Source organism: Pseudemcibacter sp. (assembly GCF_965661635.1).
In the GTDB taxonomy this organism is placed as follows: Bacteria; Pseudomonadota; Alphaproteobacteria; order Sphingomonadales; family Emcibacteraceae; genus Pseudemcibacter.
Map to the genome: position 1 here is coordinate 1 of NZ_CBFIEP010000071.1, position 19,786 is coordinate 19,786.

The 19,786-nt window shown below is 42.0% G+C and carries 18 protein-coding genes and 1 riboswitch; of the genes, 9 read left to right on the forward strand and 9 right to left on the reverse strand.

Annotated features, from left to right (window positions below; all coding sequences use genetic code 11):
* The 3 genes from ACTF6W_RS05155 to ACTF6W_RS05165 all read right to left on the reverse strand — a co-directional run.
* Nucleotides 1–726 (reverse strand): molybdopterin-dependent oxidoreductase (locus ACTF6W_RS05155; protein ID WP_438993478.1); only part of this gene is annotated, 726 nt, incomplete at its 3' end.
* A 55-nt stretch (nt 727–781) separates the two neighbouring features.
* On the reverse strand, nt 782–1,357 hold the full coding sequence (locus ACTF6W_RS05160) for a nucleotidyltransferase family protein (protein ID WP_438993479.1): 576 nt from the start codon (nt 1,355–1,357) through the stop codon (nt 782–784).
* Nucleotides 1,354–2,301, reverse strand: coding sequence for an XdhC family protein (locus ACTF6W_RS05165; protein ID WP_438993480.1), 948 nt, complete (start codon nt 2,299–2,301; stop codon nt 1,354–1,356). Before ACTF6W_RS05165 ends, ACTF6W_RS05160 begins: the two co-directional genes overlap by 4 nt.
* A gap of 83 nt (nt 2,302–2,384) precedes the next feature.
* Here ACTF6W_RS05165 and ACTF6W_RS05170 point away from each other — a divergent pair, with 83 nt between their 5' ends.
* Nucleotides 2,385–3,422 carry a metal-dependent hydrolase gene (locus ACTF6W_RS05170; protein WP_438993481.1) on the forward strand — a complete coding sequence of 346 codons (1,038 nt, stop codon included), beginning with the start codon at nt 2,385–2,387 and terminating at the stop codon, nt 3,420–3,422.
* Nucleotides 3,423–3,460: 38 nt separating this feature from the next.
* Here the strand turns inward: ACTF6W_RS05170 and ACTF6W_RS05175 are convergent, their stop codons facing one another.
* Entirely contained in the window at nt 3,461–4,660 is a 1,200-nt protein-coding gene (locus ACTF6W_RS05175; RefSeq protein WP_438993482.1) for an argininosuccinate synthase, read from the reverse strand.
* A gap of 250 nt (nt 4,661–4,910) precedes the next feature.
* Between ACTF6W_RS05175 and ACTF6W_RS05180 the strand changes: the two genes are divergently transcribed.
* Nucleotides 4,911–6,089, forward strand: coding sequence for a YeeE/YedE family protein (locus tag ACTF6W_RS05180; protein WP_438993483.1), 1,179 nt, complete (start codon nt 4,911–4,913; stop codon nt 6,087–6,089).
* A gap of 97 nt (nt 6,090–6,186) precedes the next feature.
* Here the strand turns inward: ACTF6W_RS05180 and ACTF6W_RS05185 are convergent, their stop codons facing one another.
* The 5 genes from ACTF6W_RS05185 to thiC all read right to left on the reverse strand — a co-directional run bounded on the left by ACTF6W_RS05185 (nt 6,187) and on the right by thiC (nt 10,092).
* Complete coding sequence (locus ACTF6W_RS05185; protein ID WP_438993484.1) at nt 6,187–6,552, reverse strand: YybH family protein; 366 nt, start codon at nt 6,550–6,552, stop codon at nt 6,187–6,189.
* Nucleotides 6,549–6,890 (reverse strand): VOC family protein, encoded by a 342-nt coding sequence (locus ACTF6W_RS05190; RefSeq protein ID WP_438993485.1) that lies wholly within the window; start codon nt 6,888–6,890, stop codon nt 6,549–6,551. Before ACTF6W_RS05190 ends, ACTF6W_RS05185 begins: the two co-directional genes overlap by 4 nt.
* Nucleotides 6,812–7,042: a hypothetical protein gene (locus ACTF6W_RS05195; RefSeq protein WP_438993509.1), complete on the reverse strand. Its 231-nt coding sequence runs from the start codon at nt 7,040–7,042 to the stop codon at nt 6,812–6,814. Before ACTF6W_RS05195 ends, ACTF6W_RS05190 begins: the two co-directional genes overlap by 79 nt.
* Before the next feature lie 83 nt (nt 7,043–7,125).
* Nucleotides 7,126–8,124, reverse strand: coding sequence for an oxygen-dependent tRNA uridine(34) hydroxylase TrhO (trhO, locus tag ACTF6W_RS05200; protein WP_438993486.1), 999 nt, complete (start codon nt 8,122–8,124; stop codon nt 7,126–7,128).
* 120 nt (nt 8,125–8,244) lie between these two features.
* Nucleotides 8,245–10,092, reverse strand: coding sequence for a phosphomethylpyrimidine synthase ThiC (gene thiC, locus ACTF6W_RS05205; protein WP_438993487.1), 1,848 nt, complete (start codon nt 10,090–10,092; stop codon nt 8,245–8,247).
* 60 nt (nt 10,093–10,152) lie between these two features.
* A riboswitch (TPP riboswitch) is annotated at nt 10,153–10,259 on the reverse strand.
* A gap of 80 nt (nt 10,260–10,339) precedes the next feature.
* On the opposite strand from thiC, the gene ruvX reads away from it, so the two are divergent.
* The 7 genes from ruvX (at nt 10,340) to rnr (ending at nt 19,719) form a co-directional block, all read left to right on the forward strand.
* Nucleotides 10,340–10,801: a Holliday junction resolvase RuvX gene (ruvX, locus tag ACTF6W_RS05210; RefSeq protein WP_438993488.1), complete on the forward strand. Its 462-nt coding sequence runs from the start codon at nt 10,340–10,342 to the stop codon at nt 10,799–10,801.
* Between the two features lie 91 nt (nt 10,802–10,892).
* On the forward strand, nt 10,893–11,837 hold the full coding sequence (locus ACTF6W_RS05215; protein ID WP_438993489.1) for an aspartate carbamoyltransferase catalytic subunit: 945 nt from the start codon (nt 10,893–10,895) through the stop codon (nt 11,835–11,837).
* On the forward strand, nt 11,834–13,117 hold the full coding sequence (pyrC, locus tag ACTF6W_RS05220) for a dihydroorotase (protein ID WP_438993490.1): 1,284 nt from the start codon (nt 11,834–11,836) through the stop codon (nt 13,115–13,117). Before ACTF6W_RS05215 ends, pyrC begins: the two co-directional genes overlap by 4 nt.
* Complete coding sequence (plsY, locus tag ACTF6W_RS05225) at nt 13,101–13,706, forward strand: glycerol-3-phosphate 1-O-acyltransferase PlsY (RefSeq protein ID WP_438993491.1); 606 nt, start codon at nt 13,101–13,103, stop codon at nt 13,704–13,706. Before pyrC ends, plsY begins: the two co-directional genes overlap by 17 nt.
* Nucleotides 13,707–13,752: 46 nt before the next feature.
* Nucleotides 13,753–14,850, forward strand: a complete 1,098-nt coding sequence (gene dprA / locus ACTF6W_RS05230; RefSeq protein ID WP_438993506.1) for a DNA-processing protein DprA — start codon at nt 13,753–13,755, stop codon at nt 14,848–14,850.
* Between the two features lie 64 nt (nt 14,851–14,914).
* Nucleotides 14,915–17,470 carry a type I DNA topoisomerase gene (gene topA / locus ACTF6W_RS05235; RefSeq protein WP_438993492.1) on the forward strand — a complete coding sequence of 852 codons (2,556 nt, stop codon included), beginning with the start codon at nt 14,915–14,917 and terminating at the stop codon, nt 17,468–17,470.
* An 8-nt stretch (nt 17,471–17,478) separates the two neighbouring features.
* Nucleotides 17,479–19,719: a ribonuclease R gene (rnr, locus tag ACTF6W_RS05240; protein ID WP_438993493.1), complete on the forward strand. Its 2,241-nt coding sequence runs from the start codon at nt 17,479–17,481 to the stop codon at nt 19,717–19,719.
* The last annotated feature ends 67 nt before the right edge of the window (nt 19,720–19,786 follow it).

A 19,786-nucleotide genomic window follows, 5' to 3' on the forward strand; every position in this document is an offset into this window, starting at 1 on the left:
ATAAATGGCAACCATCGTATCATCAAGTGCTTTATCAATAGGAATAGACCGCGCTAGAGACCCACTATCCGCCCCTTCGGCGATAATCCATTTTGCATCTGGTGAAACACCACATTCATCTAACAAGGTTGATAGTGGTACACCTGTCCATTCGCTGCCTGAGACAAGACCATGTGTCATATACATAAAATTCTGATCTGGTTTCGGGTCGGCCCAATTGACGCGGGTATTTCCAGAACATTCGAGGAAATATTGCCTTGAAACCGTCGGATAATTTTCAAGTTGTTCCACATTCCATTTAAATGGTTTCTTGACCATTCCATGGATTACCATTTCGTGCCTGTCCGGATCAATATCAGGAATGCCGTGGTGGGTTACTTCAAAATGAAGCCCACTGGGGGTAATAGTACCATGAAGAAGATGAAGGGGCGTACGCCCGGAAAGTGATGCCGTTGCAAGACCCGGTGGCGGTGCTACAAATCGTTTTACGCGTCCCTTTTCGTAACGACTAACATCACCATATTCGGGCAAATCATCCCCCGGCATTAACGTCCATTCTTCTTGACCTTCACCAACAACAGCTTCCTGTGCAAAAGCGTTTCCTGCGGTTGCGAGTGTCGCACCGCCGGCAATTGCTGAATTTAAGAAAAGCCGTCTGCTCATAAGGCCATTGCCTGCCGCTTGATCAAGCGGATCGACGACCAATGTTTTATTTTTCTCAGTCATATTCTTCCTCCCTTAACACATAATATATCGGGAATTAAATCAAATACAAGCTGCTCTATATTTCTTCATATTCTTCTGGGGTATCAATATCTTGGAAGATGGCTTCGGTATTAAGATCTACTTCTATGATATTATCGGGATGTTTTTTTAAAAGTTTTCTGGCGCCTTTGTCTCCATCAAGAGCATAAAAGTCATCAAAATATTCGCGTGCGAATATAAGCGGATTACCAATTTTTCCATTTGTTGTTGGCGCAATGATCATTTTATCGACAAAGGCAGTGATTAAATCATTATAATTTTTTGATGTAATATAGGGCATATCTCCAAGACAGATCATGACACCATCAACGTCATCGGGTAATGCCTCTATGCCTGCCTTAACTGATGTGCTAAGCCCTTTAAAAAATTCAGGATTATTGACAAAATTCACTTTTGCTTGAATGCTTTTTTTAACCGCATTTGCGTCGTTACCAGTTACCACATAAATGCTTGATATTTTACTCGTAACAAGTTGTTCAACCACATAATTCACCATGGTTTTATCATTAAAGGTTAAAAGTAACTTATTTTCTTCGCCCATGCGGGTAGACTGACCCGCGGCCAATACTATCGCGGCGATGCGGCTTGTCACGCGATACCCTTTATATTTTCAGAACGTCGAATGGAAACGAGCTCCGCCAGGATAGAAAGCGCAATCTCCGCTGGCTCAAGACTACCAATATCAAGTCCCGCAGGTCCATGAATTCTTGCAATTTCCTTTTCTGAAAAACCTTTTTCTTTTAGACGTGCGCTGCGCTCTTGCTGGGTTTTGCGACTGCCTAGTGCGGCGATATAAAAAGCATCTGATTTCATCGCAACTTCAAGGGCGGGGTCATCAAGTTTTGGATCGTGACTGAGCGTCACAATAGCCGTACTAGAATTAATGCCTATTTCTTCCAAAGCTTCATCAGGCCAATCGGTAATAAATCGTGTACCTGGAAATCTTTCTTCACTGGCATATGCCGTTCGGGGATCAATCAATGTGACATCGATATCAAGTGCTTCCGCCATTTTCACAAGCCCTTGTGAAATGTGAACGGCACCGACGACAATTAACTTCAGTAAAGGTTTATATTCATGAATGAATATTTCATCGTCTGCCGTTTTTATTGTGGCCTCGATCGTTCTGACTTCATGTGGATCACCATCAAGTAAGTAAACGCACGTTTTCTGAATATCTAATAGTGGTTCGACAATTATATGAACTTCACCGCCGCAACTAAGGCCCACTTCCCATGCCTGATCTGTAGCAACTTCAAATTTAAGAAGTTCTCCTTTACCGCTTTTTATAACTTCAAATGCGGTCGTGACCACAACACCGTCGACACACCCACCAGATACGGACCCTTCCATATGCCCTTCTGCATCAATAACAAGGTGGCTGCCCACAGGTCTCGGCGATGACCCCCATGTTTTTACAACGGTTGCCAATGCCATTTGACGGCCTTCACCATCCCAATCGCGAATGGTTTGCCATATATGTCGCCAATCTGTGCTCATGGCGCGGACAGTAGCAAATCCATCCTCAAAAATCACTTAAAAAAACGCAACAATATAACAAATTATTGCACTTAGCGTTTCCACTACCTATATTAACGCAATAATAAAAAGGCATAAAAATGGATCCATTTACTCAGGGCGCACTTGGCGGTGCATTTTCACAAAGTTTCTCAAATAAAAAAACAATGGCTATTGCGTGTTTTGCTGGAATTTGTGGTGGATTGGCCCCTGATCTTGATATTGTAATCAAATCATCGACTGATCCATTACTTAGCATTGAATACCATCGCCATTTTACTCATTCAATCTGGTTTATTCCCTTTGGTGGCGCCCTTGTTGCCACGGCCATTTGGCTCTTATTCAATAAAATACTCAAAAGGAAAAGTTGGGATTTTATAACCATTTTTAAATTCGCAACATTGGGGTACGCCACACATGCCACCCTTGATGCATGTACTAGTTACGGCACACGACTTTTTTGGCCCCTATCCAATGCCCGTGTCACTTGGGATTCAATATCCATTATTGATCCTTTGGTAACAATTCCGCTCATTGTGTTCGTCATTTATAGCGCCAAGGGCAAGTCCGCTAAGGTCGCGCGAATTGGCATGGGTGTATTTTTATTCTATATGTCACTTGGGTTTTTGCAAAATGCCCGCGTTACAAATACAATTGAACAACTCGCAGAAAGTCGTGGACATCAAGTCGAGCGAATTAAACTTAATCCTTCCATTGGGAATTTAATCGTCTGGCGGACCGTCTATGAATATGACAATAATTATTATGTAAATGCGGTTGTAGCACCACCATTTAAAAAACCTTCAATCATAGAAGGTTCTTCCGTTGCTGCCATTGATCCGGAAAAAATCTACCCTGAGATTGGTTCAGATAGTGTTGCTCGCAATGATATTCGCCGCTTTGATTATTTTGCTGAAGGATTTCTTTTTGAATATCAAGGTGGTCTTGGTGATGCGCGCTATAGTGCGGAACCCCATAAAATTCAACCCATTTGGGGAATTATCGTTGACCGCAACAACCCGGAACAACATGTTCAATATGGTAGCTTTAGAGGTCCAAGTGGCAGAGCGCTTGACGTTACATGGGATATGATGTGGGGTGATTACGAGCCTGAACCAGAAAACGGCCTTACCCCATAAAGAGTAAGACCGCCAATTCGGATTTTAGATATTCGTTTTTAACCACGCATATTACGTAAACGCAGACGAAGAGCATTAAGTTTAATGAAGCCTTCCGCATCGCGTTGATCATACACTTCATCTTCTTCGAAGGTGACATGTTCCATCGAATATAATGAACGTGGTGATTTACGGCCAACAAGCATCGCCGATCCTTTATAAAGTTTAAGGCGTACTGTGCCATAAACATCTTCTTGTGATTTGTCGATTAAGGCCTGCATCATTTCACGCTCTGGTGAATACCAGAAACCATTATAAATGGCTTCAGCATATTTCGGCATAATTTCGTCTTTTAAATGCATGGCACCACGATCAATAGTGATGCTTTCCATACCACGATGTGCGGTTAACAAAATTGTGCCACCAGGCGTTTCGTAGATACCGCGGGACTTCATTCCGATGTATCTATTTTCAAGTAAATCAAGACGACCGATACCGTTAATTCGACCAAGATCGTTTAATTTAGTAAGGATCGTAGCCGGGCTCATTTTTTCACCATTAATGGCTACGGCGTCACCCTTTTCAAATTCAATATCAATATATGTAGGTTCGTCAGGTGCACTTTCCGGTGAATTAATGCGGCCATAGACATATTCCGGTGCTTCTTCCCACGGATCTTCCAGAAGCTTACCTTCACTTGAAGTATGAAGAAGGTTGGCATCTACGGAAAATGGTGCTTCCCCTCTTTTATCTTTCGCGATCGGAATTTGATGCTTTTCGGCATAATCAATAAGCTTTTCACGGCTGTTCAAATCCCATTCGCGCCAAGGGGCGATGACTTTGATTTCAGGATTAAGTGCATAATAACCAAGTTCAAATCTTATTTGATCGTTTCCTTTACCTGTCGCACCATGGCAAACGGCTTCGGCACCAACTTCTGCGGCAATTTCGATTTGACGCTTTGCGATTAATGGTCGCGCGATTGATGTCCCAAGAAGGTAGGTTCCTTCGTAAAGCGCATTGCCACGAAACATCGGAAAAACAAAATCACGGACAAATTCTTCACGTAGATCGTCAATGTAAATATCTTTTACGCCAAACATTTCCGCCTTTTTACGGGCCGGTTCGAGCTCTTCACCTTGACCAAGGTCCGCTGTAAAAGTAACCACTTCGCATTGATATTCATCTTGCAGCCATTTCAGAATGATCGATGTATCCAGACCGCCAGAATAAGCAAGCACAACTTTATTAATAGACATCTATTTTTCCTTATAGAATTACGATTCTTATGTTTGCGGCGCAGTATAGGGAAATCTTATTCATTAGCAAGCCTAGTAATAGGCTTTTTTACATAAAATATGCATAAAAATACATAATCATCAAAATATTATTCATTTATTTAATAAAAAACAGAATTTTATTTTGAAAATATAAAATAACTAGCCTTTATCATTATGCTGTGCGTTAATACAGATGATACAAAATCATAATCAATCTAGAGCAAAATTAATGTCAGACGCCACATCATCTTATACTTCTCCTCCTGTTAAAAATTATACGTGGCGACTTTTATCAATTGTTCTGACCGCTCTCGTATTATTCAGCGTCTATAATACTGCGGGAATAAATAACGCTTTACTCGCTATGGTCGGTATCTTAATCGGTTTGACGCTCGTGTTTGGTAATTTCGGTTTTACCGGGGGATGGGTTGCTTGGATTAATCGACGCGATGGCCGCGGATTAAGAGCACAAATGCTTATTCTCGCGCTCGCATCAGCAATATTTTATCCTATTCTTGATAGCGGCACTTTATTTGGTTCCGACGTCAGGGGTTTTGTTGTGCCCTTTGGTATCGCAACGATATTCGGCAGCTTTATTTTTGGAATAGGAATGCAGTTTGGCGGATGTTGTGCGTCTGGTGCCCTTTCTTGGGCGGGGGCCGGAAGTGTCCGCGTGTCGATTACCCTGGTCGGATTTATCATTGGGGGAGTATGGGGTGCTTATGATATTGAATACTGGCGTTCCTTACCCGGAATACGCGTTGATTTAACCAATGAATTTGGTCTTTTCGGTGGGCTTGGTGTAACCCTTTTAATATGCGCGGCCGTGGCACTTTTTACAATTGTCTTCGAAAAACGCAAACACGGTAAAGTTCTTCCGCTAAATGAAGATAATGAAAAACTTGGCCTCAAACGCATTATAATTGGAAATTGGCCTATTCTCAGTGTCGTGGTTCTTTTGGTGTTTGCTAACTTCTTAACACTGGCCCTCGCCGGAAGGCCATGGGGTGTCACGAGCGCGTTCGTGCTATGGGGTTCAAAAACAATGACGGCGGCTGGTGCGGACCTTACAACGTGGAATTACTGGCAAAATTCAGCTCCACTTGAACGGTCCGTCTTTTTCGATGTCACATCGGTAATGAATATTGGTATTTTATTAGGATCACTAGTCGCTGCATTAACAATGGGAAGGTTTAAACCTCAATGGAATATCAGCCTTAAAATGGTCCTAATATCTATTATTGGCGGATTAATGCTCGGATATGGTTCACGTATTGCATATGGATGCAACATTGGTGCCTTTTTTAGTGGCATCAGTAGTGCCAGTTTAAGTGGTTGGGTTTGGTTTGTATCCGCTTTCGCAGGCAATTTGGTCGGAAATCAAATAAAGAAGAAATTATCAATTTAAACGTTCACCTAATAAAATTTTATTGGTTAAGGTTCGTTCCTTTATCAAAAATAATTTTCCATTCCCCCGCATCATTCTTTCGCCAGACTGAATTAAATTATGCATAAATTTCCCCATTGGCATTCATTACGGGGCCAGTGCTAAAGACAATCCGTCCATCCGGATTAACGAGTACTGTTTCAGATTTCCAAGAAAATGGCACTTCCGTACTTTCATATAGAGGCTTCCACCCAGCCGCTACAGCTTTTGCGCCACGAAGCGGTTCTCCGTCACTCCAAAAAACAGTATCAGGATCAAGAAACGATTGAAATGCGTCAAAATCCCGATCCGTCATTGTCTTGGCAAATGCATTTTCAATTTTCGCGACTTCGGCCTCCATTTCCTCAATATCCTGTGCTATTGCCGCAGAATTGATAAAGAGAAAACCTAAAATGAATAAATTTGAAAAATACCTTTTCATCATTGTTTAATCCTATCACCCGGAACAATGAATTCAAGGCGAATACCACTTGGTTCATTAATCATCATATGAGTTGTAGGACCGTTTCCTAAATACTCCGGCGCAAATTCAATATTAACGCCTTCAATTTCTTTTATTCGGTCATGAAGTGCGTGTAGTTTTTCCAAACTTTCCACGGTAATCGCGAGGTGATGTAATCCAATATTTTTACAGCGATGAAATGGTATCGCAGTCATCGGATCCTCCACTTGCCAAAGAGTGATCAAGGTTTTGCCATTACTAACAAAGACGGAGGGGTAATCAGGATCACCACCCACTTTTTTCCAGCCAAGCCCTTCCACAAAAAGCTCACACTTTCATCAAGCCTGCTGACCGCAAGTCCGGTATGATTAATACCCTCTGTGCCGAAAGGATTTTCTTGCGCATTCACTATTGAAAAACCGATCACCCCTATTGTGATGGTTATTAAAATAGTTTTAAAGATGTTCGTCATTTAGAATATCCACAATGAATTTAAAAAAGTCATTCTGGACGTTTTTCTAAAGAGGTCAATTCACAATAGCGTGAAGAAAAAAATTATTTGGTCGCTTTATTTTGATCAATGATCGCTTGATCTTTTTTCTCTTGGATCTTTTTTTCTTGAGCAAGCGTTCTAACTTCTTTCATATTGATGGCAATATGCTGCTCGCCGCGTTCTCTCGCAAGATCAATTTGTTTTTGTCGTTCTGCTGAACGCTGTTTTTTCTCTTCTGGTGTGTCTTTATAACAGCGGGGGCAACAGACGCCCTTAATATAATGTTCAGATTTCTTATCATCGTCTGTTATAGGCCAGCGACAGCCATAACATTGATCATATGATCCTTCTTCAAGGCCATGTTTAACGGAAACGCGATTATCAAAAACAAAGCATTCCCCTTCCCACAGGCTTTCTTCTTTTGGTACTTCTTCAAGATATTTCAAAATACCACCCTCAAGGTGATAAACATCTTCATATCCCTGTTCTTTTATATAGGCCGTTGATTTTTCGCAGCGAATACCGCCCGTGCAAAACATGGCAACTTTGGGTTTACTCAGCACATTATGATTGCGCTGAACCCAATCGGGAAAATCACGGAAATTTGTGGTTTTTGGATCAATCGCCCCTTTAAAGGTACCAATTTCAACTTCATAATCATTGCGCGTATCAACAAGCACCACATCAGGATCACTGATCAAGTCATTCCATTCATCCGGCTTTACGTATGTGCCCACAATTTTTTGCGGATCCGTGCCGGGCACGCCCATGGTAACGATTTCTTTCTTTAATCGCACCTTCATCCGCAAGAAGGGCATTTCTTCCGCCCAGCTTTCTTTATGATTTAAATCACGAAATTCTGGCATGTTATGCAAGAAACTTAAAAGCGCACGAATACCCTCCTCGGTGCCCGCGACCGTGCCATTGATCCCTTCGCTAGCAAGCAAAAGAGTGCCCTTAACCCCATTATCATCACAGGCTTTTTGAATGGGTTCCTGTAATGCCTCAAAATCAGGCAAGGTTACAAATTTATAAAGCGCCGCAACAAGAAAATTTGACATAACTAAGTCTCTTTAAAATCATAGAAAAATTTCTCCCGCTTTTAATCCTTTTCCCTTTAGAGATCAAGAAAGAGAATTTAAATAATGTTATGAAAATTTTCCCGTAAATAGCGTGAGCCCCTAAAGGCTCTCGTTCGCATTTTTATTGGCGTCGACGGTTTGGTATATTTCTGACCCTTCGTTTTTGAATTTCTCGCTCATTTCACTCATACCGCTTTCGGCGAAATCGCGGACTTCTTGGCTGATTTTCATGGAGCAGAATTTTGGACCACACATGGAACAGAAATGCGCCACTTTATGGGCTTCTTTCGGGAGGGTTTGATCGTGGTATTCGCGTGCCTTTTCCGGGTCGAGGCCGATATTAAATTGGTCGATCCAGCGAAATTCAAAGCGTGCGCGGCTCATGGCATCATCCCTGAGCTGTGCGCCCGGGTGCCCTTTGGCAAGGTCGGCGGCATGTGCCGCAATTTTATAAGTAATCACGCCGGTTTTTACATCATCCCTGTTTGGAAGACCTAAATGTTCCTTCGGTGTCACATAACAAAGCATCGCGCAACCAAACCAACCGATCATGGCGGCGCCGATACCGGATGTAATATGGTCATATCCCGGCGCAATATCGGTTGTCAGTGGGCCCAATGTATAAAAGGGGGCTTCATGGCATTCTTTTAATTGCTTATCCATATTGATTTTAATTTTGTTCATCGGCACATGGCCCGGTCCTTCAATCATGACCTGACAACCTTTTGCCCATGCAATTTTGGTCAGTTCACCAAGCGTTTCAAGTTCCGCAAATTGTGCTTCGTCATTGGCATCCGCAATACTGCCTGGACGCAGGCCATCACCCAGTGAGAATGAAACATCATAAGCGGCCATAATGTCACAGATTTCCTCGAAATGTTCATAAAGGAAGCTTTCCTTGTGATGCGCCAGGCACCATTTCGCCATGATCGATCCACCGCGAGAGACAATGCCCGTAACCCGTTTTGCGGTCATTGGCACATAACGTAAAAGCACGCCCGCATGAATGGTGAAATAATCAACGCCCTGCTCGGCTTGCTCGATTAAAGTATCGCGGTACACTTCCCATGTTAAGTCCTCGGCAACGCCGTTTACTTTTTCAAGGGCTTGGTAAATAGGAACGGTTCCAATTGGAACTGGTGAATTACGGATGATCCATTCGCGGGTATTATGGATATTACGGCCCGTCGATAAGTCCATCACGTTATCCGCACCCCAACGGGTTGCCCAAACCATTTTATCCACTTCTTCGGCGACAGATGATGTTACCGCGCTGTTACCGATATTTGCGTTAATTTTAACAAGAAAATTACGACCAATAATCATTGGCTCCGCTTCTGGGTGATTGATGTTGCGCGGGATAATAGCGCGACCTGCGGCGATTTCTGATCTTACAAATTCTGGTGTGATTTGATCCGGGATATTAGCCCCAAAGCTTTCTGCATATTCGTCTTTTTGATAGCTTGCGCCCATTTCAGCGCGGGACATATTTTCACGAATAGCGATATATTCCATTTCTTTGGTAATAATACCCGCTTTTGCGTATTGATATTGGGTAACAATTTTGCCGGGTTTCGCACGAAGAGGATTATTTTTGACCGGAAATTCTCGTGCAAGGAATTTACCTGTGGCGCCGCCGTTATCTTCTGGTTTTATTTCGCGCCCTTCATATTCTTCCACGTCACCGCGTTTCGTAACCCATATTTGGCGGTCACGATTTAAGCCTTTAAAAATATCAATTTTAACATTTTCATCCGTATAAGGCCCAGATGTGTCATAGACTTTTAAATCAGGTTCATCCGCGGATGGCTCAAGCGCAATTTCGCGCATTGGTACTTGAATGGTTGGGTCAGTGCCCTCAACATAAATTTTCGTGGATGCGGGCAAAGGTCCAGTTGTGACCTTAATTTCTTGGGCATTTTCTTCAAATTTTGTTTCAACGTTCATAGCTTGGATCTCCAATAATTTTATATAAGGAGACCCGGGATAGGTAGCGGTAACGGTTTTAGAATTTTTAAATTCCTTCCCTCCGCCGGAATAACCCGGATCAGGTTCTAAGGGTTACTGAATTTACTTACAGAGTCTCAGTCCTTCGGACTCCCCTAGGAATGCATTCATGATTATACATAACGGTGCGAAACGCAAGAGAAATATATATTGCTAAAATCAAAGTGATGACTGTATAAGCGGCACTATGGAAATTGAAATTAATGAAATAAAATCCCACCTCAAAAAAGGTGAACGTTTATTAGGACTTGACCTTGGATCCAAGACGATTGGACTTGCCTTAAGTGATATAAGATTGACCATTGCCAGTCCGATGGAAACCATTAAACGGAAGAAGTTCACACAGGATGCAGAACGACTTCTTACCATCATTAAAGAACAAAATGTCGGGGGACTCGTCCTTGGGCTTCCGAAAAACATGGATGGATCAGAGGGACCAAGATGTCAATCAACTAGGCAATTCGCAAAAAATATGGCAGAGAAAACTGATATTCCTATCAGTTTTTGGGATGAGCGTTTATCTACAATTGCCGTAACCCGTACCCTTATTGAGGCGGACGCAAGTCGCAAGCGCCAAGGTGAGCTTGTCGATAAGTTAGCGGCGTCCTATATTTTACAAGGGGTTCTCGACAATCTTTCTAAAGATTAGCCCTTCTATAAAACACTTGCCATATCAAGAGATTATCTCTATATAATTGATTTTCAGAACCTTACTCATTTTTAGGATTTAAGGACTGATTATGTCACTATTCCCCCATCCCCATTTGCTTGCTATCGAAGGGCTTAAAGAAGCCGAAATAACGCAAATTCTTGATCTTGCCGATGAATATGTTGAGCAGAACCGCCGCACCAATAAGAAAAAAGATCTGCTAAGTGGCTTAACACAGATTAATCTTTTCTTCGAAAATTCCACAAGAACTCGTATGTCGTTTGAGCTCGCCGGAAAACGTCTTGGTGCGGATGTGATTAATATGTCGACATCGACTTCATCGATTAAAAAAGGGGAAACATTAATCGATACGGCATCAACATTAAACGCAATGCGTCCCGATTTATTGGTTGTGAGGCACGGATCATCTGGTGCCGTAAAATTACTTTCGCGAAAAGTCGACTGCGCCGTCCTTAATGCAGGGGACGGTAAACATGAACACCCGACACAAGCCCTTCTCGATGCACTAACAATTCGCCGCCGCAAGGGCCGTCTCGCTCGATTAACCGTCGCCATATGTGGCGATGTCCTTCATAGCCGAGTGGCCCGGTCCAATATTCATCTACTTAATATCATGGGGGCGCGCGTGCGTCTTATTGGCCCACCTACCCTGATCCCAGCTGGTGCAGAACGCTTAGGGGCAGAAGTTTTCTATAATATGGAAGAAGGATTAAAGGGATGCGATATTGTTATGATGTTGCGCCTGCAAACGGAACGGATGCATGGTGGTTATTTCCCAAGCGTTAGTGAATATTTCTCCCTTTACGGGCTTGACTACGAAAAACTTGAAAATGCCAAAGAAGATGCCATGATTATGCATCCGGGTCCTATGAACCGCGGGGTTGAGATTGATGCGGCCGTTGCCGATGATTTAACCCGCAGTGCCATTCAAAAACAGGTTGAAATGGGTGTTGCTGTTCGCATGGCATGTCTTGACCTGCTTACCCGTGGTAAAAGAGAAGGAGAAGCATCATGAGCACTCATACGCTTTATAAAAACGCACGCCTCCTTGATCCAGCAAGCGGGCTAGATATCAAAGGTGAACTTCTCACTCATAAAAAGAAAATTGTTTCCCTTGGTGAAAAAGTTGATGCGCCCGAGGATGCAGAAATTATAGACCTTAAGGGAAAATGTCTTTGTCCTGGTTTGATTGATATGCGTGTTTTTGTCGGCATTCCTGGTGCTGATTATAAAGATACAATTCTTAATACAGGTGAAGCGGCAGCAGCAGGCGGCGTAACAACCGTTTGCGTCCAACCCAATACGGACCCCATTATTGATAGTATACCCCATATCGAATATCTGGCCATACGCGCGAAAAACGCACTTGTTAATTTTGTACCAATGCCCGCTGCCACAAAACAAATGGAAGGCAAGCAAATGTCTGAAATTGGTCTGATGGCCGCAGCGGGTCATAAGATTTTTGGTGATTGCAGCACGACCATTGAAAATGCAGCCATTATGAGCCGTATATTCAAATATGCATCTGCTTATGATGCATTGATCGTACAACATCTTTCAGAGTCGAACCTTTCAAAAAATGGTTGCATGAATGCGGGCGATCTTGCCACACGGTTAGGATTGCCAGGTATCCCAACGGCAGCTGAAACGCTTGTTTTGGAGCGCGATGTCAGACTGCTTAAAGGTACAAAAGGGCGATATCACGCATCGCAAGTTACGTGTGCAGACAGTATTGAAGTTCTTAAAAAAGCGAAGTCAGATGATTTAAATGTTACCGCAGGGGTCGCCGTACCTCATTTATCATTAAATGAATATGCCATCGAAGATTACCGTACCTTTATGAAATTATCACCGCCATTACGTGATGAAGATGACCGAGTTGCGGTTGTTGAAGCTTTAAAAGACGGCACTATTGATGTAATCGTCAGTGGTCATGACCCGGAAGACCCAGAAAGCAAACGTGTTCCATTTGAACAGGCTGAACCTGGTGTTGTGGGGCTTGAAACATTACTAAGTGTATCTCTTGAAATGCATCATAATGGCAGCCTTGATCTTCTAACTATTCTTTCAAAGCTGACGTCTAACCCTGCTAAGATCATGGGGCTTGAAAGTGGAGTACTTAAAGAAGGGGCACCAGCGGATCTTTGTATTTTCGATTTAAATGTTCCTTATTTTGTGGACGCAGAAAAAATGGTCAGTATTACCAAGAACACTTGTTTTGACGGTAAGCCTGTGCAAGGCCGTGTTTTAAAAACTGTGGTCGCAGGAAAATGTGTATATGAATATAATGCCTGAATATGCCCTTTATTATATATTTGTAGCTGCATTTGTCGGATACCTGCTCGGATCCATTCCTTTTGGACTCGTTTTAACCAGAATGGCGGGCTTAGGCGATATACGCAAAATTGGATCTGGCAATATCGGCGCAACAAATGTTCTAAGAACAGGTAATAAATTTCTGGCTCTTCTGACGCTTCTTCTTGATATCGGCAAAGGGGCGATAGCCGTTTTAATCGCGGAATTTTTATACCCTGGTTTGGGTATTTATGCCGGGAGCGGCGCATTTCTAGGGCACTTATATTCTATTTTTCTGAAATTTACCGGTGGTAAGGGTGTGGCCACCTTTCTTGGGCTAATGCTCGCTTTAAATCCGATGGTTGGCTTAACATCAATTCTTTCTTGGTTAATCACCGCAGCAATATTTAGAATTTCATCACTTTCCGCCCTCGTTGCTGCTATCGCAAGTCCGATCGCCAGCCTTTACTTACAACAATATAAGCTTGCAATCGTTGCCATACTGTTATGTATTTTAATATTCATCAAACATAAGGATAACATCAAACGAATAATCAATGGCGATGAGCCAAAAATTGGAAAGAAATGATCAATTAATTTGGGGGACATAAAATGAGCCTAAATCCAGCTCCACTATCAAATGCAGAAAAAAAGCACGTCTTCGATTAATAAGAACCGAGAATGTTGGGCCCGTTACCTTTCGGCAATTAATCAATCGTTATGAAAGCGCTGAAAAAGTGATTGAAGTATTACCTGAACTCGCTAAAAGAGGCGGGCGAAAAAAGCCATTAGTGGCTTGTTCTATTTCCAAAATAAATAAAGAATTAGAAGAGCTTGAAAAAATCGGTGGAGAATTAATCGTTTTAGGTGACACATATTATCCCACCCCCTTAGCTGCCACAGAAGATGCGCCTCCTATCATGATGGGCCTTGGTCACACTCATTTATTAAATCAAAATACATTTGCCATAGTTGGCGCGCGAAATGCGTCCGCAGTTGGATTAAAGGTGGCAAATAATTTTGCGACCAAGCTTGGAGAGGCCCTATATATCATTGCATCAGGGTTAGCACGCGGCATTGATGCAGCGGCACATCAAGGTTCAATTAATTCAGGCACGATCGCCGTTCTTGCTGGAGGTGCAGATGTTATTTATCCACGAGAAAACACAGAAATTTATCATAAAATAAAAGAAACAGGCCTAATATTATCTGAAATGCCGTTTGGTACTCAGCCGCAGGCACGACATTTTCCAAGAAGAAACAGAATAATTTCAGGACTTGCGCTTGGCGTCTTGGTCGTTGAAGCAACCCATAAATCAGGAACCTTAATAACGGCACGTCTCGCCTCAGAACAGGGTCGCGAAGTTTTTGCCATTCCGTGCTCCCCATTAGACCCAAGATCAAAAGGGCCTAATACTCTAATTAAACAAGGTGCTCAACTTACAGTATCGGCACAAGATATTCTTGATGTCTTTTCATTAATGAGTGGTCGGAGTATTTCAGAACCACAAGCCGATTTATTTACATCTGGGCCCTATCTAGAAGAAAAAAATAGCGATATCGAAAAAGCGACCATAAAGATTAAAGAAAAATTAAGTCATACCGCAGTATCAATTGATGAAATTATAAGGCTCACTGAATTATCGCCAATGGCGGTACAAACGGTGCTTCTTGATCTCGAACTCGCGGAAGAAATTACGCGTTATGTAGGAAACAGGGTATCTTTTTGTTAAAACATTCTGTAAAAGCCCTTTGATATAAAAATTGATAAATCGATTCTATTGGTGAAATGTAGCAATGAAAACAGTAATTGTTGAATCTCCGGCGAAAGCCAAAACAATTAATAAATACCTCGGCAAGGATTATAAAGTTCTTGCAAGCTTTGGGCATATTCGTGATCTTCCTTCAAAGGATGGTTCGGTTGATCCCGAAAATGACTTTGCTATGACTTGGGCGGTAGATAGCGATTCCAAAAAACGTATCAAAGACATCGCCGATAGCACCAAAGTCTCCGACGAATTAATCCTCGCGACAGACCCTGACCGCGAAGGAGAAGCTATTTCATGGCATGTGCTTGAGGTTTTAAACGCGAAGCGAGGCGTCATGAAAGATGTTACCGTTAAACGTGTTGTCTTTAATGAAATTACCAAAACCGCTATTTTAAAAGCGATGGAAGAGCCACGTGACGTTGATCAAGAAATGGTTGAGGCCTATCTTACACGGCGTGCTCTTGATTATTTAGTGGGTTTTAATCTTTCGCCTGTTCTATGGCGCAAGCTTCCCGGGTCAAAATCCGCGGGACGTGTTCAATCCGTTGCACTTCGTCTTATTTGCGAACGTGAACTTGAAATAGAAAAGTTTAATTCAGAAGAATATTGGTCAATTGAAGCCAAACTTAAAAATTCAACTTCAAAAACGTTTATGGCGAAACTGACTACTTTAAATGGTGAGAAGTTAGAAAAATTTACGTTAAATAATGAAACAGCTGCTTTAGCTGCAAAAGAAGCCGTAGAAGCCGCCAGTTTCAGCATAAAGAGTGTCGTCAGTAAGCCGACACGTCGCAGACCAGCCGCACCTTTTACAACGTCAACTTTGCAGCAGGAAGCTTCAAGAAAACTTGGATTTAATGCACAGCGCACTATGCGCACGGCGCAAAAATTATATGAAGGTATCGATATTAAAGGTGAGACAACAGGTCTTATTACATATATGCGTACCGACGGTGTTAATATTGCCAATGAAGCCATTAACAATGCCCGCGATGTGATAGGCAGTAAATATGGTAGCAATTATGTTCCTGCGAAACCAAACTTTTACAAAAACAAATCTAAGAATGCACAAGAAGCTCATGAAGCGGTTCGCCCAACAAGCCTGTCCCGTCTACCAGCGGATGTTGCTAATAGGCTAGATGATGATCAACGCCGTCTTTATGAACTGATTTGGAAGCGAACCATTGCCAGTCAGATGGCAGAAGCTCAAATGGAACAAACCACTGCTGATATCGTTTCAACAGACGGAAAACACACATTACGTGCCACAGGTACAGTGCAAATTTTTGACGGGTTTCTAACTCTTTATCAAGAAGGTCAAGATGACACGGACGATGAAGACGAAAAACGACTTCCAAAATTATCAAAAGACGAAAACATAGATAAAGATAAAATCGATGCCAACCAGCATTTTACGTCACCTCCGCCTCGTTTCACTGAAGCGAGTCTCGTAAAACGGATGGAAGAGCTTGGTATTGGTCGTCCATCGACATACGCTTCTATTCTTACCGTTCTTAGGGACCGTAATTATGTCATTATGGATAAAAACCGTTTTATCCCTGAAGGTAAAGGTCGCGTTGTTACTTCGTTCCTAGAGAATTATTTCAATAAATATGTTCAATATGATTTTACAGCAGGTCTTGAACAAGAACTCGATAAAGTTTCTGATGGTGACATTCCTTGGAAAGAAGTGCTTGCCAATTTCTGGCTAGACTTTAGTAAATCCATTGAAGGTACAAAAGACCTTCGCGTTTCTGAAGTACTCGATGTCATAACGGATGCACTAGCACCATTTATTTTTCCTGAACGCGATGATGGTTCTGATCCCCGCAAATGTCCGAAATGTAATGAAGGCGGACTAAGTGTTAAAACTGGTAAATTTGGTGCTTTCATTGGTTGTGAAAATTATCCGACCTGTAATTACACACGTCAAATTCAAAATAGTGATGGTGAAAATGGCGAAGCAGCTGATGAAGGCCCTAAAACATTGGGTATTGATCTAAAATCAGGCATGGAAGTTACACTTCGTTCTGGTCGATTTGGTCCATATATTCAACTGGGCGAGCCTGTCGAAAAAGAAAAACCAAAACGCGCCTCAATTCCAAAAGGGATGTCACCAGATAGCGTAGATTTTGATCGGGCGCTTAAGTTGCTTGCTCTGCCACGTGATGTGGGTATGCATCCAGAAGATGGGAAAGTTATTAAAGCAGCTATTGGGCGTTATGGTCCATATGTTTCTCATAGTGGTGCTTTTGCGAGTTTAAAAGATCCAGAAGATGTATTTAATATTGGCATCAATCATGCCGTAACCCTGCTCGCAGAAGCTGCAGCTAAAAAAGGAAAAGCCGCAGAACCGCTTAAAGATTTAGGTGAGCACCCTGACGGAGACGGCAACATACTTGTTATGAATGGCCGTTATGGCCCTTATGTGAAATATAAGCGTATCAATGCAACAATTCCTAAAGACAAGGATCCAATGGACGTCACAATGGAAGAGGCGGTTGAATTGATAAAGGCGCGTGCGTCCAAGGGGAAAAAGAAACCAGCTAAGAAAAAAGCGTCCGCTAAAAAAAAGGCTAAATAAGGAAAATAATGGCACAAAAAAAAGCTCCCTTTCCTGATGAAGCACAAATTTTGGAGTTCATCCGGGAAAACCCGGGTCGTGCCTCAAAACGTGAAATCACGCGAGCTTTTCAAATTAAAGGCGAAGAAAAGATAAAGCTCAAAAAGTTACTTAGAAAAATGACTTTGGACGGCAAACTTGAAAAACCTCATAAATCCCGATTACAAGTTGCAGGCGAATTACCGCCTGTTTTAGTAGTGGAAATTTTTAGTATAGACCCCCACGGTGATTTAACGGCACGCCCACAAAACTGGGATAATGATGATGAGCCACCAAAGATATTAATATACGCCCACGATAAGCGTAATAAATTAGGATTAGGCGATCATGCTCTGGTGCGCTTAACGCCAAATAAAGACCGCGGGGAAACTGGTTATGTCGCGAAAGTTATTAGAAAACTTGAAAAACGCCAATCAACACAAATTATGGGTATTTTCAGATCAGACGATGAAAATATCGCGTTCGTAAATCCAACCGATAAAAAAGATCGAAATCAATATTTAATCCCCAAAAATGATTGGAATGATGCAAAAGATGGTGAGCTTGTACTCATTCAATTAAAACCTGGACGTCAACGTTCCAGACATATGAAAGCAAAGCCTGCAAAAGTTATTAAATCATTTGGTTCAATTGATGATGCGAGATCCATAAGCCTTATTGCGATTATATCGCAAGGGATTGCAACCGAGTTTTCTGAAGATGTCATTAAAGAGGCTAATAATTCAGAAGCTGCAATTTTAGGCAACAGAACAGATCTTCGCGAAATACCGCTTATTACCGTTGATCCATCGGATGCCCGTGATCATGATGATGCAATTTGGGCAGAAATGGACAGTGATCCTGAAAACCCAGGAGGATGCCATATCATCATTGCGATCGCTGATGTTGCGCATTATGTACAATCTGGCACAGCGTTAGACCGCGAAGCCGTAAAAAGAGGAAATTCCACCTATTTCCCAGATAGGGTAGTTCCCATGCTACCGGAGAGCCTCTCAAACGGGTTATGTTCGCTTCATGAAAACGAAGATCGTTATACAGTGGCCGTTCATATATGGTTTGATAATCGTGGTAAAAAACGACGCCATAAATTTGTTAGAGGTTTCATGCGAAGCCATGCAAGTCTTTCATATGAAGAGTTTCAAAATGCATACGAAGGTATAGTTTCAGAGCGTGCTGCTCCACTCTTAGATACTGTTATTAATCCCCTTTATCAAGCATATGATATTTTAAGTAAGGGACGTAATTTTCGAGAACCACTTGAATTAAACGTACCTGAAAAGAAAATTATTCTGAATGATGATGGGCATATATCCGAGATAAAAGAGCGCGTTAGTTTAGAAGCACACCGGCTTGTTGAAGAATTTATGATACAGGCAAATGTGGCCGCCGCCGAGCAATTGGAAAGCAAGCAAGCTGCGTGTATGTACCGCATACACGAACAGCCTAGCTTGGAAAAAATTGAAAACTTAAGAACATTTTTAGAGAGTTTTGATTATCCACTTTCTAAAGGGCAAGTCGTAAAACCAAATACTTTTAATAATATTTTGAAACAAGTTAAAAATACGGCTCATGAAAATGTCATAAGCACCATAATCTTAAGAACTCAAATGCAAGCACAATATAGCCCAGAGAACCAGGGTCATTTTGGACTTTCCTTGACTCGTTATGCACATTTCACGTCCCCTATTCGGCGCTATGCCGATATTTTAGTACACCGTGCCTTAATCAAAGCTTTAAAATTAGGCAAAGACGGTATCAGTAATTACGATATAGGAAATATGGCGGAAACGGCGGAGCATATCAGTAATATGGAACGTAATTCCATGATCGCAGAACGACAGTCAACTGAGCGATATATTGCAAATTATATGAGCAACAAAATTGATGAAGAATTCGAAGGTAAAATCAATGGCGTTCATAAAGCAGGCCTATTCATTACATTAAATGAAACTGGTGGCGAAGGATTTATCCCGATATCATCGTTATACGGAGACTATTTTCATTATGATAAAGAACACCATTTATTAGAAGGTGAACATAGCCGCATTATATTACAATTAGGAGATTCGGTATCCGTGCGTCTACGAGAAGCGAATCCGGTTTCAGGCGGACTAATATTTGAGTTACTCCATGATAAATTAAGTAACCAAAAACCACGTAAAGCGGCAGGAAAAAAGGGGCGACGCCCAAGAAAGTACAAAAGAAATTAAAATCTATAAAAAACACTGACTTTTACTTGACTTCACCCATAATCTCTGTATTTTCCGCTCAAACAAT

Coding starts and splice junctions, on each gene's coding strand:
- thiC (WP_438993487.1), bottom strand. CDS start 10,092: ATGAACGTTGAAACAAAATTTGAAGAAAATGCCCAAGAAATTAAGGTC.
- ACTF6W_RS05215 (WP_438993489.1), top strand. CDS start 10,893: ATGTCACTATTCCCCCATCCCCATTTGCTTGCTATCGAAGGGCTTAAA.
- ACTF6W_RS05170 (WP_438993481.1), top strand. CDS start 2,385: ATGGATCCATTTACTCAGGGCGCACTTGGCGGTGCATTTTCACAAAGT.
- ACTF6W_RS05195 (WP_438993509.1), bottom strand. CDS start 7,042: ATGACGAACATCTTTAAAACTATTTTAATAACCATCACAATAGGGGTG.
- pyrC (WP_438993490.1), top strand. CDS start 11,834: ATGAGCACTCATACGCTTTATAAAAACGCACGCCTCCTTGATCCAGCA.
- trhO (WP_438993486.1), bottom strand. CDS start 8,124: ATGTCAAATTTTCTTGTTGCGGCGCTTTATAAATTTGTAACCTTGCCT.
- topA (WP_438993492.1), top strand. CDS start 14,915: ATGAAAACAGTAATTGTTGAATCTCCGGCGAAAGCCAAAACAATTAAT.
- ACTF6W_RS05180 (WP_438993483.1), top strand. CDS start 4,911: ATGTCAGACGCCACATCATCTTATACTTCTCCTCCTGTTAAAAATTAT.
- ACTF6W_RS05175 (WP_438993482.1), bottom strand. CDS start 4,660: ATGTCTATTAATAAAGTTGTGCTTGCTTATTCTGGCGGTCTGGATACA.
- ACTF6W_RS05185 (WP_438993484.1), bottom strand. CDS start 6,552: ATGATGAAAAGGTATTTTTCAAATTTATTCATTTTAGGTTTTCTCTTT.
- plsY (WP_438993491.1), top strand. CDS start 13,101: ATGAATATAATGCCTGAATATGCCCTTTATTATATATTTGTAGCTGCA.
- ruvX (WP_438993488.1), top strand. CDS start 10,340: ATGGAAATTGAAATTAATGAAATAAAATCCCACCTCAAAAAAGGTGAA.
- rnr (WP_438993493.1), top strand. CDS start 17,479: ATGGCACAAAAAAAAGCTCCCTTTCCTGATGAAGCACAAATTTTGGAG.